This is a genomic window from Enterobacter ludwigii (genome assembly GCF_001750725.1).
Taxonomy (GTDB): domain Bacteria; phylum Pseudomonadota; class Gammaproteobacteria; order Enterobacterales; family Enterobacteriaceae; genus Enterobacter; species Enterobacter ludwigii.
In genome coordinates this window covers 4728103-4742151 of sequence record NZ_CP017279.1, presented here as the reverse complement: position 1 = coordinate 4742151, position 14049 = coordinate 4728103, and the positions used below count along the sequence as shown (strand labels likewise).

The window sequence follows — 14049 nt, the reverse complement described above, 5'->3', positions numbered from 1 at the left end:
ATTCAGACTCCCCATGATGTATTGCTCATGACCTGAGAATAGCAACAGCCTGGTGAGAAAAGAATCCGCTTAAAAATCATTCATCGACAGTCAATTCATTATTGAGTTAAATTCAACAATTCAGCCAAAATGTGCGGCCGTGCAATCTTTTACTTATGTTTTAGCGCTTTTATTCGCCTCAGACAGCATTCTGCTTATGCATGATGAAGCCTGACATGACGCGGCTCGACGCGAATAATCAGAACTGTGACCGCCGTCATATGCGTTGTAACAGCGCTGTTAAAATATGTTCAAAACTGATGGCTAACAGGAGCCGTAATATGAATTCCATCTTTACTGAAGAGAACCTGCTGGCCTTCACCACGGCGGCACGCTTTGGCAGCTTCAGCAAAGCCGCCACCGAGCTTGGCGTAACCACCTCTGCCATCAGTTACACCATCAAGCGAATGGAGACCGGGCTGGATGTGGTGCTGTTTGTACGCAATACGCGCAGCATTGAGCTGACCGAGTCGGGGTTTTACTTTTACCGTAAAGCGACCGACCTGCTGAATGATTTTCATGCCATCAAGCGCGGGATAGACACCATTTCGCAGGGCATTGAGGCGCGGGTCCGCATCTGCATCAACCAGCTTTTGTACACCCCACGCCATACGGCGCGGCTGCTGCAGGTGCTGAAAAAACAGTTTCCTACCTGCCAGATCACCGTCACGACCGAGGTCTACAACGGCGTCTGGGACTCCATCATCAACAACCAGGCCAATATCGCGATTGGCGCACCGGACACGCTGCTCGACGGCGGCGGCATTGATTACACCGAGATCGGTGCCATCCGTTGGGTATTCGCCATCGCGCCGGAACACCCGCTGGCCTTCGTACCGGAGCCGATAGCCGAAAGCCAGCTGCGTCTGTACCCCAACATCATGGTGGAAGACACGGCGCACACTATAAACAAGAAGGTCGGCTGGCTGCTGCACGGCCAGGAGGCGATTCTGGTGCCCGACTTCAACACCAAATGCCAGTGTCAGATCCTTGGGGACGGGATTGGTTTTTTACCGGAGTATATGGCCCGCGAGGCGGTGGAGGACGGGCTGCTGGTCACGCGGCGAATCAATAATCCGCGTCAGGATTCACGCATGCTGCTTGCCACGCAGCATGCGGCGACCGGCCAGGTCACGCGCTGGATCAAACAGCAATTTGGTCCACAGGGCGTGCTGACCGGGATATACAGCGACCTATTGTGGCGCGCTTAGTTTTTGCTTTGCACCCAAAACGCGTGAATAAGACCAGGGATGTAGCCCAGTAAGGTCAGAACGATGTTAATGATAAACGCCCAGCCAAACCCTTTGCCGAGCAGCACACCCAGCGGTGGCAGGATAATAGTAAAGACAATACGCCAAAAACCCATAACGACTCCGTGCAAGCTAACCAATTGAAAATACAAAAGAGAACATTCTCTAAGCGTAGCCAGTTTAACGGCCTGCGCCATCTCTTTATCGCCCTTTTACCCTCTTTTACGCTTTTGACACTGGCTTAATCCTCCCCATTAGTTTAGAGTTTCCTTAATTAAGTAAATACTAAACCAATATGACTGAACTCGAACAACTTCAGGCCAGCGCCGGACAGGCCGCAGCCCTGTTAAAAGCGATGAGCAATCCGCGTCGGTTGCTGATCCTCTGCATGCTGTGCGGTGCACCGGGTACCAGCGCGGGCGATCTGGCGCGGGCGACGGGGCTTAGCCCATCCGCCACGTCACAACATCTGGCGCGTATGCGTGAAGAGGGGCTTATCGACAGCACCCGTGAAGCGCAGCGCATTCTGTATTTCATTAAAAACGATGCGGTGCATCAGCTGATCAGCACCCTGAAAAGCCTCTATTGCCCGTAAGGAGCCACCATGTCACTACCGCTCATTTCACCCCTGCAGGCCAATGCGCTCGTTGCTGAAGGTGCAAAACTGATCGATATTCGCGATCCCGACGAATATGCCCGCGAGCATATTCCCGCCGCCCGGTCCGTGCCGCTGGACACCTTACCCGGCGGGCTTGAGACGCACGCGGGCGAAACGGTGATTTTTCACTGCCAGTCTGGCGCCCGGACATCCTCGAACGCAGCCCGCCTTGCTCAGGCTGCCGCGCCTGCTCAGGCGTTTATCGTTGAAGGCGGAATTCAGGGGTGGAAGCAGGCTGGGTTGATCACGCAGGAAGACACATCACAGCCGCTGCCGTTGATGCGCCAGGTACAAATTGCCGCCGGGCTGCTCACCCTGTGCGGGGTCGTGCTGGGCTTTACGCTCTCCAGCGGCTTTTTCCTGCTGAGCGGCTTTGTGGGTGCCGGGCTGCTGTTTGCCGGGCTGACCGGGTTTTGCGGAATGGCGAGACTGCTGAAAGTGATGCCCTGGAACCGGCGTACCTCGTAAGCAGTAATCGGTGAAATACGCTGTACCCGGCATCAGACGTGGGCTAAGGTGAAGATCATTGAAACGATGAGGAGGTAGTATGTTTTCTGTCGGTGATTATGTGCAACCGCGTAAAGGCGGCCCAAAACTGAAAGTACTCGAAGTGAACGGCGATAGCGTTGTGGCGGTTCAGGCCAGCAATGAGCAAGGCGAGAAATTTACCCTGAAGGCCGCAGACCTGGCCCTGTATACCGAAGAGGGTGATTTCGGCGTCTGCTAAACAGGCAACCGGGCGGTGTCTTCCGCCCGGCTCATGGATTAAATCAGAAAATCATCCAGTGATTTACCGTTTGCCAGTGCATTGGCAATAGGCTTTGGCGTACGCCCCTGACCGGTCCATGTTTTCTCTTCACCGTTGAGATCAATAAAGCGATATTTCGCTTCACGCGGTTTACGTTTTTTCGCTGGCTTACCGGCCTGCGCCATATCTGAACCGAGGAGATCGGACGGTGAAATACCATCAGCTTTCATCAGTTCCAGCAGGGCATTAATTTTTTCCTGCTGCTCAGCGCGTTGTTGCTCTAATTCCGCCAGCTCACTCCGTTTCTCTTCAGCAACGACCCTGACTTTTTCCAGCATTTCTTCAAGAACGTCCAGGGATAATTCACGCGCCATCGCACGCAGAGTTCGGATATTATTAAGATTCTGTAACGTCAAAGACATATATTTGAAAACCTTTTCTTTAGGGTAAATCGAAAAATCGACAAGAGAATAATTCATTTCGCCTGGAATATCTACCCGCGGGCACGTCTTGCTAAAAATGTAAATGTTTTAAAATATCGCGTTTAATAATATCCGCGGATAACTGTCGATACCGCCGGATTCAATCTTTATCTCAGTATAAACGGTTAGATTTAATCCAAATCAAAGCATGCTGCACTGCCGTCGTTCGGGCAGAACGTTCGCTTCGGCACGCTCAAGATCAACAGATTGATTTACATACAAAAACTGACAGCAGGGACAGATTATAACGAACCGAACAAAAAACACGCAATTTTAGAGAATTTTGTGGACAAAACGCGACTAAATAAAAATTAATAACTAGTTGTTAGTTCAAAGGCAGAGATATACGCTATACATGCCTGACAAACCAACCTAAAGCACTAACCGCTGAGGGAAAATCGTTTCTATTGTGTTCTTCTCAAGGAGTTCAGACATGTTCTCACCGCAATCTCGCCTGCGCCATGCGGTAGCGGATACCTTCGCGATGGTTGTTTACTGTTCCGTCGTGAACATGCTGATCGAAATTTTCCTCTCCGGAATGTCCTTTGAGCAGTCACTTTCTTCTCGTCTGGTGGCAATTCCGGTCAACATTATTATTGCGTGGCCTTACGGATTATACCGCGATGCGGTCATGCGCTTTGCGCGTCGTATTAGCCCGTCAGGGTGGGTGAAAAACCTCGCCGACGTTCTGGCATACGTGACGTTCCAGTCGCCGGTTTACGTGGCTATTCTGCTGACAGTGGGCGCAGACTGGCATCAAATCGTCGCAGCGGTCAGTTCAAATATCGTGATTTCAATGCTGATGGGTGCGGTGTATGGCTATTTTCTCGACTACTGTCGCCGCCTGTTTAAGGTCAGCCAGTACAGCCAGGCCAAAGCATGATGTGAGGCGACTGGCGAATGCCAGTCGCAGATTTACTGTACGTCGCCAAACAGTCCCTTCAAAAACCGCTCCAGTGCCATACGCGAACTGAAGCCATGCGGAATACCATAATGTTCATGCGTTTCACCACCTAAATACAGTGGGAATTGCTGATAATGATCGCAGGTTTTAATATCCGAGGCAGGCTCAGCAAATGACAAACTTCTGTCTTTCAGCGTCGGGTGAATAATGAGAGCGGTACGTCCCATTCTTGCTTCACGATTAACGTAAACATAATTCTCGCCACGGCGATATCCATACGCTTTTGATGTCACCTCATCCATGGTGAATCCCTCTTTTTCAAGAACGCGCGCCACCTCATCAGGTCGTAAATACATATCTTTTCCTCGTTATCTTTTCCTGCCCGGCAACCTTACAGTATTCAGCATTAGCAGGGCTTTCAGAATATTCCATAAACTGCCAGATAACGCGTGACGCGCTTCAGATATTAAATTTCTGGACTAAACTAAACGGGAACGCAAAATTACGGAGGATCGTATGTTTAACAGACCGAACCGAAACGATATTAACGACGACACACAGGATATTCGTAACGATGTCAGCCAATTAGCGGACTCGCTGGAAGAAGTGCTGAAATCCTGGGGTTCCGGTGCGAAGGACGAAGCGGATGCCGCAAAACGTAAGGCTCAGTCTTTGCTACGTGAAACCCGCGCCCGCATGAATGGGCGTTCGCGCACCACGCAGGCTGCCTGCGATGCCATCAGCTGCGCCAATACCTTCGTTCGCGAAAAACCCCTCTGTACGCTTGGTACGGTAGCCGCGGTGGGTATCTTCGTGGGGGCGCTGCTTAGCCTGCGCAAATAGTCGTCTCAGCCTGTCCGAATCCGCCCCGGTCGCGTCAGCCTCCGGGGCTTTTCTTTGCCTGCGCGCCTGAAAAAGCCGTACAGCCCGCCCTGCCCCGCTATGCTCATCATCGGGGCCATATTAATCTGAAATTCCCATATCTTGTATGGTTGAATCTTAAGACAACTACATCTAGTATTCCCTTTAGCAAGATACACACAACCTGACGCGATGATTCGCGCCGCTCTCTCATTTTAAATGGAAATACGAATCATGAGCATTATTATTTACACTCGTAACGATTGTGTTCAGTGCCACGCGACAAAACGTGCAATGGAAAGCCGTGGAGTGGCCTTTGAGATGGTGAACATTGACCTGCAGCCCGAAGCTGCCGATACCCTGCGGGCGCAAGGTTTTCGCCAGTTGCCGGTCGTCGTCGCCGGGGAGACCAGCTGGTCCGGCTTTCGCCCCGACATGATTAACCGCCTCGCCGCCCAGGCCGCCAGGGCATGAGTGGGCTGGTCTACTTCTCCAGCAGCTCGGAAAACACGCTCCGCTTTATTGAGCGCGTCGGGCTGCCTGCGATACGTATCCCGCTTAATGAGCGGGAACGGATCCGGGTAGACGAACCCTACATTCTGGTGGTCCCGAGCTATGGTGGAGGTGGCACCGCGGGGGCCGTGCCTCGCCAGGTGATCCGCTTTCTCAACGATCCCCACAACCGACAGCTTATTCGCGGCGTTATCGCGGCGGGCAATCGCAATTTCGGCGATGCCTTTGGCCGTGCCGGGGATGTCATTTCTCAAAAATGCGGCGTGCCGTATCTCTATCGTTTTGAACTGATGGGGACACAGCAGGACGTAGAGAACGTGCGTAAAGGAGTGAACGAATTTTGGCAACGACAACCGCAGAACGTGTAATTCAGGCGACACCGGATTACCACGCATTAAACGCGATGCTGAACCTCTATGACCGTGAGGGGCACATTCAGTTTGGCAAAGATCATGAGGCGGTGGAGGCGTTTATCGCCACCCACGTCCGCCCCAACAGCATGACCTTTGCAAGCCAGAATGAACGTCTCGATTATCTGGTCAAGGAAGGCTATTACGAAGAGCGCGTGCTGGCCCGGTACGATCGTGCCTTTGTGGAGACGCTGTTCGGGCAAGCCCATAGCCGTGGTTTTCGTTTCCAGACGTTTCTTGGCGCATGGAAGTTTTACACCAGCTATACCCTGAAAACATTCGACGGCAAACGCTATCTTGAAAGCTTCGAGGACCGCGTGGTGATGGTTGCCCTGACGCTCGCGCAGGGCGATGAAACCCTGGCAGAATGCCTGATGGATGAGATGCTCTCCGGCCGTTTCCAGCCCGCCACACCGACCTTTCTTAATTGCGGAAAAGCCCAACGCGGCGAGCTGGTATCCTGCTTCCTGCTGCGCATCGAAGACAATATGGAGTCGATTGGTCGCGCGGTGAATTCGGCGCTGCAGCTTTCTAAACGCGGCGGCGGTGTGGCGTTTCTGCTGTCGAACCTGCGTGAAGCCGGTGCGCCAATTAAGCGCATCGAAAACCAGTCCTCCGGCGTGATTCCGGTCATGAAAATGCTGGAAGATGCTTTCTCGTATGCCAACCAGCTGGGGGCGCGTCAGGGCGCGGGGGCGGTCTATCTGCACGCGCACCATCCGGATATCCTGCGCTTCCTGGATACCAAACGTGAAAACGCCGATGAAAAAATCCGCATTAAGACCCTGTCGCTTGGGGTGGTGATTCCGGATATCACCTTTGCGCTCGCCAAAGAAAATGCCGAGATGGCGCTCTTCTCGCCCTACGACATTGAGCGTATTTACGGGAAAGCGTTTGGTGATGTGGCGATAAGCGCCCTGTATCACGATCTGGTGGCCGACGATCGCATTCGTAAGAAGTACATTAACGCCCGCGATTTCTTCCAGACGCTGGCCGAAATTCAGTTTGAGTCCGGCTATCCGTACATCATGTATGAAGATACGGTCAACCGTGCGAACCCGATTGCCGGGCGAATCAATATGAGCAACCTCTGCTCGGAGATATTGCAGGTGAACAGCGCATCAACGTATGACGAAAACCTGGACTACGCCGACATCGGCAAAGATATCTCCTGTAACCTCGGGTCGCTGAATATTGCCCACACCATGGATTCCCCCGATTTTGGCCGCACGGTGGAGACCGCCATTCGCGGGCTGACCGCGGTGTCAGACATGAGCCACATCCGCAGCGTGCCGTCCATTGAAGCCGGTAATGCCGCCTCGCACGCCATCGGCCTTGGGCAGATGAACCTGCACGGCTATCTGGCGCGGGAAGGTATCGCCTACGGTAGCCCGGAAGGACTGGATTTCACCAACCTCTATTTTTACACCATTACCTGGCATGCGCTGCATACCTCTATGATGCTGGCGCGCGAGCGTAACCAGCGCTTTGCGGGCTTTGAACAGTCGCGTTACGCCAGCGGTGAGTACTTCAGGCCATATCTGGAAGGAGACTGGCAGCCGAAAACCGACAAAGTGCGCCAGCTGTTTGCCGATGCCGGGGTTCTCCTGCCCACCCGCGAGATGTGGCAGCAGCTGCGGGACGATGTGATGCGTTACGGCATCTATAACCAGAATCTGCAGGCCGTACCGCCAACCGGGTCAATCTCTTACATTAACCACGCCACGTCGAGTATCCACCCGATTGTGTCGAAGATTGAGATCCGCAAGGAAGGTAAGACCGGGCGCGTTTACTACCCTGCCCCGTTTATGACCAACGACAATCTGGCCCTGTATCAGGACGCGTATGAGATTGGCCCTGAGAAAATTATTGATACCTACGCCGAGGCGACAAAACACGTGGATCAGGGGCTGTCGCTGACGCTCTTCTTCCCGGACACCGCCACCACGCGTGACATTAACCGGGCGCAGATTTACGCCTGGAAGAGAGGGATCAAAACCCTCTACTACATTCGCCTGCGCCAGCGTGCGCTGGAAGGCACCGAAATTGAAGGCTGCGTGTCCTGCGCGCTGTAAGGAGAAAGGATGAAACTGTCACGCGTGAGTGCCGTTAACTGGAATAAAATTCAGGATGATAAAGACCTGGAGGTGTGGAACCGCCTGACCAGCAACTTCTGGCTGCCGGAAAAAGTCCCGCTTTCAAACGATATTCCGGCCTGGCAAACCCTCAGCCACGCCGAACAGCAGCTGACGATCCGTGTGTTCACCGGCCTGACGCTGCTGGACACCATCCAAAATACCGTCGGTGCCCCTGCGCTGATGGCCGACGCGCTGACGCCTCACGAAGAGGCGGTGATGTCGAACATCAGCTTTATGGAGGCGGTCCATGCCCGCTCCTACAGCTCGATTTTTTCGACGCTGTGCCAGACCAAAGATGTGGACGCGGCATACACCTGGAGCGAAGAAAGCGAGTCATTGCAGCGAAAGGCCAGCCTGGTGCTGGAGTATTATCAGGCCGACGAACCGCTGAAGAAGAAAATTGCCAGCGTGTTTCTCGAATCCTTCCTGTTCTATTCGGGCTTCTGGTTACCGATGTACTGGTCGAGCCGCGGCAAGCTGACCAACACCGCCGATTTAATTCGCCTCATCATTCGTGATGAAGCCGTACACGGGTACTACATCGGCTATAAATATCAGAAAGGGCTGGAGAACGTCAGCGAAGAAAAGCGCGAAGCGTTAAAAGGTTTTGCCCTCGATTTGCTGATGGATTTGTACGAGAACGAACTGAGTTATACCGAAGAATTGTACGCCGGTACCGGTTGGGAGGAGGAGGTAAAAGCGTTTCTTTGCTACAACGCCAATAAAGCGCTGATGAATCTCGGCTACGAAGCGCTTTTCCCACCGGAAATGGCCGACGTGAACCCGGCGATCCTGGCGGCACTGTCACCCAACGCCGATGAAAACCACGATTTCTTCTCCGGGTCTGGTTCGTCGTATGTGATGGGCAAAGCGGTGGAGACCGAAGATGAGGACTGGGATTTTTAATGAGCGGGTTAACGTTCATTAATTTAATATAAATCTAACAATTTCCTCCCTAATATTTTACGGGCAACTACACTGTAATTCCCCGTTCATATTCGCCTGAATCACTCCGATTCAGGCGAAATTTCGCTGTGCAAAAGCAAAAAATTCAGAAAAATTCAAACCACGCTCAGCCCTTTACTCATGGGAAATTCAGCCGTTTCGCTTACGGCAAAATTCCTGCCATAAGCAAACCCAGGGTTGTCTCAGATTCTCAGTATGTTAGGGTAATGCCAGTTAACTATTTACCATGGTAATGATATCGACATAAACAAATAACAGGACACTCTCTATTGCATGGCAATTAAATTAGAAGTGAAAAATCTTTATAAAGTATTTGGCGAGCATCCTCAGCGCGCATTCAAATATATTGAGAAAGGCCTTTCAAAAGAGCAAATTCTGGAAAAAACCGGGCTGTCGCTTGGCGTTAAAGACGCCAGTCTGGCCATTGAAGAAGGCGAGATTTTTGTCATCATGGGGTTATCCGGTTCGGGTAAATCCACTATGGTTCGCCTTCTCAATCGCCTGATTGAACCCACCCGTGGACAGGTACTGATTGATGGCATTGATATCGCCAGAATATCAGAGGCTGAACTTCGCGAGGTGCGCAGAAAGAAGATTGCAATGGTGTTCCAGTCATTTGCGCTAATGCCGCATATGACGGTGCTGGATAATGCCGCCTTTGGCATGGAATTAGCGGGCGTTACCGCTAATGAACGTCAGGAAAAAGCGCTGGATGCATTACGTCAGGTGGGCCTCGAGAATTATGCGCATGCCTACCCGGATGAGCTTTCCGGCGGGATGCGCCAGCGTGTCGGATTAGCCCGCGCATTAGCCATTAACCCAGACATTTTATTAATGGATGAAGCCTTCTCGGCCCTCGATCCATTAATTCGCACCGAGATGCAGGATGAGCTGGTAAAATTACAGGCTAAACATCAACGTACTATTGTTTTTATTTCCCACGATCTTGATGAAGCCATGCGTATTGGTGACCGTATTGCCATTATGCAAAATGGTGAAGTGGTGCAGGTCGGCACGCCGGATGAAATTCTGAATAATCCGGCCAATGATTATGTGCGCACCTTCTTCCGCGGCGTGGATATTAGTCAGGTCTTTAGTGCGAAAGATATCGCCCGTCGTTCACCGAACGGTCTTATCCGCAAAACACCGGGCTTTGGTCCGCGCTCTGCACTGAAACTGTTGCAGGATGAAGATCGGGAATACGGTTATCTGATCGAACGCGGTAATAAATTTGTTGGCATTGTTTCCATCGACTCCCTGAAAACCGCACTCAGCGAAAATCAGGGTATTGATGCGGCAGTTATCGACTCCCCGCTTGCCGTGGACGCCGAAACGCCGCTCAGCGAGCTGCTCTCTCACGTTGGTCAGGCCCCGTGTGCCGTACCGGTAGTCAGTGAGGAACAACAGTACGTCGGCATCATCTCAAAACGCATGTTGCTGCAGGCTTTAGATCGCGAGGGGACAAACAATGGCTGATCAATCTAACCCGTGGGGAACCACCGAGGCGGCGGACAGCGCTGCTCAATCTGCCGATGCGTGGGGGTCTTCCACGCCTGCGCCAACCGATGGCGGCGCGGCGGACTGGCTCAACAGTGCACCGGCTCCTGCGCCAGAGCACTTCAATATTATGGATCCGTTTCATAAGACGCTGATCCCGCTGGATAGCTGGGTCACGGAGGGGATCGACTGGGTAGTGACTCACTTCCGTCCGGTCTTCCAGGGGATCCGCGTACCGGTGGATTACATCCTGAACGGTTTCCAGCAGCTGATGCTCGGCATGCCCGCGCCGGTCGCTATTGTGCTCTTCTCCCTGATTGCCTGGCAGTTTGGCAGCGCCGGCATGGGTGTCGCCACGCTGATCTCACTGATAGCCATCGGCGCGATTGGCGCCTGGTCGCAGGCAATGATCACCTTAGCGCTGGTGCTCACCGCCCTGCTCTTCTGCGTCGCTATCGGCTTGCCGATGGGGATCTGGCTGGCGCGCAGTCCGCGGGCGGCGAAGATTATTCGTCCGCTACTGGATGCGATGCAGACCACCCCCGCGTTTGTCTACCTGGTGCCGATCGTGATGCTGTTTGGTATCGGCAACGTGCCGGGCGTCGTGGTGACCATTATCTTCGCCCTGCCGCCGGTCATTCGTCTGACGATACTCGGGATTAACCAGGTACCGGCCGATCTTATCGAGGCGTCGCGTTCATTTGGTGCCAGCCCGCGCCAGATGCTGTTCAAAGTTCAGCTTCCGCTGGCGATGCCAACCATCATGGCGGGTGTCAACCAGACGCTGATGCTGGCCCTCTCCATGGTGGTGATTGCCTCAATGATCGCCGTCGGCGGGCTGGGTCAGATGGTGCTGCGCGGCATTGGTCGTCTTGATATGGGACTGGCCACCGTGGGCGGCGTCGGCATTGTGATCCTCGCCATTATCCTTGACCGCCTGACGCAGGCTGTCGGTCGTGATTCACGCAGTCGCGGCAACCGTCGCTGGTATAGCACCGGCCCTGTCGGGTTAATCACCCGCCCATTCAGAAAATAAGGAACAACGATGCGACATCGCGTACTTTTTGCCACAGCGTTTGCCACCCTTGTCTCCACCAGCACGTTTGCTGCAGACCTGCCGGGCAAAGGCATTACCGTGCAACCGGTTCAGAGCACCATTTCAGAAGAGACCTTCCAGACGCTGTTAGTCAGCCGCGCGCTGGAAAAACTGGGCTATACGGTCAACACCCCAAGTGAAGTGGATTACAACGTGGGCTACACCTCGATTGCCTCCGGTGATGCCACCTTTACCGCCGTCAACTGGCAGCCGCTGCACGACGACATGTATGCCGCCGCCGGCGGGGATAAGAAATTCTACCGCGAAGGCACCTTCGTGACCGGTGCGGCGCAGGGGTACCTGATCGACAAGAAAACAGCCGACCAGTACCACATCACTAATATCGAGCAGCTGAAGGATCCGAAGATTGCCAAACTGTTCGACACCAACGGTGACGGCAAAGCTGACATGATGGGCTGCTCGCCGGGCTGGGGCTGTGAGGCGGTGATTAATCACCAGAACAAAGCCTTTGACCTGGCGAAAACGGTCGACGTCAGCCACGGTAACTACTCGGCGATGATGGCCGACACCATTGCCCGCTTCAAAGAGGGTAAACCGGTTATCTATTACACCTGGACACCGTACTGGGTGAGCGACGTGCTGAAGCCGGGGAAAGACGTGGTGTGGCTGCAGGTGCCCTTCTCTTCCCTGCCGGGCGAGCAGAAAGATATCGACACCAAACTGCCAAACGGCATGAACTATGGCTTCCCGGTAAACACGATGCATATCGTTGCTAACAAAACCTGGGCTGAGAAAAACCCGGCGGCAGCGAAGCTGTTCTCGGTGATGAAACTGCCTCTGGCGGACATCAACGCCCAGAACGCAATGATGCACGCGGGGAAATCGTCCGAAGCTGACATCAAAGGCCACGTGGATGGCTGGATCAAAGCCCACCAGCAGCAGTTTGATGGCTGGGTAAAAGAAGCGATGGACGCGCAGAAGTCATAAGAGCCCTTCAGACCCGCCCTCTCCCCACGGGAGAGGGTGAACTCCCCTAAACCGCACAATCCAGCACGTAACAATCCCACCACATTCACAATCATTCGCTATTATGGTTCACGGAAAAATAATCACTTAACTCACGATTCCTGAACCTGATGACTAAAACAACTCAAGGGCTTAGCCCGGCACTCATCCTTTTAATGTCCGTGGCAACGGGTCTGGCAGTCGCCAGTAACTACTACGCGCAGCCACTGCTCGATACCATCGCCCGCGCATTTAACCTTTCTGCCAGCTCCGCTGGCTTTATTGTCACCGCCGCGCAGCTTGGCTATGCCGCCGGGCTGCTTTTCCTCGTGCCGCTGGGCGATATGTTTGAGCGTCGGATGCTGATTGTCTCCATGACCTTGCTGGCTGCAGGCGGGATGCTGATCACCGCCAGCAGCCACTCGTTAACGATGATGATTATCGGCACCGCGTTAACGGGTCTGTTCTCCGTCGTGGCGCAGATTCTGGTTCCGCTCGCCGCCACTCTCGCCTCACCAGAAAAGCGCGGCAAGGTGGTGGGAACAATCATGAGCGGCCTGCTGCTGGGGATTTTGCTGGCGCGGACCGTCGCCGGGCTGCTGGCGAGTCTTGGTGGCTGGCGTACCGTGTATTGGGTGGCGAGCGTACTGATGGCCGTGATGGCGCTTGCCCTGTGGCGCGGGCTGCCAAAGGTGAAGCAGGAAAATCACCTTAATTATCCGCAGCTTCTCGCCTCCGTTTTCAGCCTCTTCACACACGATAAACTGCTGCGTACACGTGCGTTGCTGGGCTGTTTGACCTTCGCCAACTTCAGCATCTTATGGACCTCAATGGCGTTTCTGCTGGCCGCGCCGCCGTTCAATTATTCCGAAGCGGTGATTGGTCTGTTTGGTCTGGCGGGCGCTGCGGGAGCCCTGGGCGCGCGTCCGGCGGGCGGACTGGCGGATAAAGGCAAATCCCATCTGACGACCTCTGCCGGGCTGGTTCTGCTCCTGCTCTCCTGGGCAGCCATCTGGTATGGCCATACCTCTGTGCTGGCGCTGATCGTCGGTATTCTGGTACTCGACCTCACCGTGCAGGGCGTGCATATCACTAACCAGACCGTCATCTACCGCGTGAAGCCAGAGGCGCGTAACCGCCTCACGGCCGGATACATGACCAGCTATTTTATTGGCGGCGCAGCGGGTTCGTTGATTTCAGCCTCGGCGTGGCAGCATGCCGGTTGGTCAGGCGTGTGTGGGATAGGGGCAATCGTCGCCGCGCTGAATCTGCTAGTATGGTGGCGTGGGTACCATCGCCAGGACGTAATTAACTAAGTTTTACATTGCTTTGGGTCTCTTAGGGTGTAAAGGGGCCCTGCAGTCTGTTAATGTAAACGTAATCATTTATCCCAGAAATTTTAATGTGGGTGACATATTTTCTACCGGCATGAATAGTTCAGACCCCCGTCCTCACATCCTCTCTTCCGCGGGTTCACACCCAACGCTCTCTGTGCTCACCGGGTCACGGACTTACCCGGCG

General features: G+C 53.8%; 17 protein-coding genes. 14 read left to right on the top strand and 3 right to left on the bottom strand.

The annotated features are described in order from the left end of the window. Window positions 1–320 precede the first annotated feature (320 nt). Window positions 321–1250: a LysR substrate-binding domain-containing protein gene (locus tag BH714_RS22355; protein WP_020883871.1), complete on the top strand. Its 930-nt coding sequence runs from the start codon at window positions 321–323 to the stop codon at window positions 1248–1250. Here the strand turns inward: BH714_RS22355 and BH714_RS22350 are convergent. Beyond that, entirely contained in the window at window positions 1247–1405 is a 159-nt protein-coding gene (locus BH714_RS22350; protein WP_032678825.1) for a YqaE/Pmp3 family membrane protein, read from the bottom strand. The two genes, BH714_RS22355 and BH714_RS22350, sit on opposite strands and share 4 nt — an antisense overlap. A 179-nt stretch (window positions 1406–1584) precedes the next feature. Between BH714_RS22350 and BH714_RS22345 the strand changes: the two genes are divergently transcribed. The 3 genes from BH714_RS22345 (at window position 1585) to BH714_RS22335 (ending at window position 2674) form a co-directional block, all read left to right on the top strand. Continuing rightward, the gene (locus BH714_RS22345; RefSeq protein ID WP_014171308.1) at window positions 1585–1884 is read left to right on the top strand and encodes an ArsR/SmtB family transcription factor; all 300 of its coding nucleotides are present in this window, start codon (window positions 1585–1587) and stop codon (window positions 1882–1884) included. Between the two features lie 9 nt (window positions 1885–1893). Next, on the top strand, window positions 1894–2415 hold the full coding sequence (locus BH714_RS22340; RefSeq protein ID WP_040018936.1) for a rhodanese family protein: 522 nt from the start codon (window positions 1894–1896) through the stop codon (window positions 2413–2415). 79 nt (window positions 2416–2494) lie between these two features. Then, window positions 2495–2674 carry a YodC family protein gene (locus BH714_RS22335; RefSeq protein WP_014171310.1) on the top strand — a complete coding sequence of 60 codons (180 nt, stop codon included), beginning with the start codon at window positions 2495–2497 and terminating at the stop codon, window positions 2672–2674. Between the two features lie 38 nt (window positions 2675–2712). Here BH714_RS22335 and stpA read toward each other — a convergent pair whose 3' ends face one another. Beyond that, a complete protein-coding gene (stpA, locus tag BH714_RS22330) occupies window positions 2713–3117 on the bottom strand; it encodes a DNA-binding protein StpA (protein WP_020883867.1) in 405 nt (134 codons plus the stop codon). Window positions 3118–3610: 493 nt separating this feature from the next. On the opposite strand from stpA, the gene alaE reads away from it, so the two are divergent. Continuing rightward, entirely contained in the window at window positions 3611–4060 is a 450-nt protein-coding gene (gene alaE, locus BH714_RS22325; protein WP_020883866.1) for an L-alanine exporter AlaE, read from the top strand. 32 nt (window positions 4061–4092) lie between these two features. Here the strand turns inward: alaE and BH714_RS22320 are convergent, their stop codons facing one another. Then, window positions 4093–4437 carry a DUF2002 family protein gene (locus BH714_RS22320; protein ID WP_006811693.1) on the bottom strand — a complete coding sequence of 115 codons (345 nt, stop codon included), beginning with the start codon at window positions 4435–4437 and terminating at the stop codon, window positions 4093–4095. 160 nt (window positions 4438–4597) lie between these two features. On the opposite strand from BH714_RS22320, the gene BH714_RS22315 reads away from it, so the two are divergent. From BH714_RS22315 to BH714_RS22275, 9 genes are all read left to right on the top strand, one after another. After that, complete coding sequence (locus BH714_RS22315) at window positions 4598–4924, top strand: ElaB/YgaM/YqjD family protein (RefSeq protein WP_014171314.1); 327 nt, start codon at window positions 4598–4600, stop codon at window positions 4922–4924. Between the two features lie 252 nt (window positions 4925–5176). Then, complete coding sequence (gene nrdH / locus BH714_RS22310; protein ID WP_020883865.1) at window positions 5177–5416, top strand: glutaredoxin-like protein NrdH; 240 nt, start codon at window positions 5177–5179, stop codon at window positions 5414–5416. Further along, complete coding sequence (gene nrdI, locus BH714_RS22305; protein ID WP_040018935.1) at window positions 5413–5823, top strand: class Ib ribonucleoside-diphosphate reductase assembly flavoprotein NrdI; 411 nt, start codon at window positions 5413–5415, stop codon at window positions 5821–5823. Before nrdH ends, nrdI begins: the two co-directional genes overlap by 4 nt. Then, entirely contained in the window at window positions 5796–7940 is a 2145-nt protein-coding gene (gene nrdE / locus BH714_RS22300; RefSeq protein WP_040018934.1) for a class 1b ribonucleoside-diphosphate reductase subunit alpha, read from the top strand. The genes nrdI and nrdE overlap by 28 nt, the downstream gene beginning before the upstream one ends. A 9-nt stretch (window positions 7941–7949) precedes the next feature. Continuing rightward, window positions 7950–8909 (top strand): class 1b ribonucleoside-diphosphate reductase subunit beta, encoded by a 960-nt coding sequence (gene nrdF, locus BH714_RS22295; protein WP_020883863.1) that lies wholly within the window; start codon window positions 7950–7952, stop codon window positions 8907–8909. Between the two features lie 333 nt (window positions 8910–9242). Then, window positions 9243–10445, top strand: coding sequence for a glycine betaine/L-proline ABC transporter ATP-binding protein ProV (gene proV / locus BH714_RS22290; RefSeq protein WP_014171319.1), 1203 nt, complete (start codon window positions 9243–9245; stop codon window positions 10443–10445). Next, a complete protein-coding gene (proW, locus tag BH714_RS22285; protein WP_014171320.1) occupies window positions 10438–11502 on the top strand; it encodes a glycine betaine/L-proline ABC transporter permease ProW in 1065 nt (354 codons plus the stop codon). Before proV ends, proW begins: the two co-directional genes overlap by 8 nt. A 9-nt stretch (window positions 11503–11511) precedes the next feature. Then, a complete protein-coding gene (gene proX, locus BH714_RS22280; protein ID WP_025203399.1) occupies window positions 11512–12510 on the top strand; it encodes a glycine betaine/L-proline ABC transporter substrate-binding protein ProX in 999 nt (332 codons plus the stop codon). Window positions 12511–12659: 149 nt separating this feature from the next. Beyond that, entirely contained in the window at window positions 12660–13844 is a 1185-nt protein-coding gene (locus tag BH714_RS22275; RefSeq protein ID WP_014171322.1) for an MFS transporter, read from the top strand. Window positions 13845–14049: the final 205 nt, after the last annotated feature.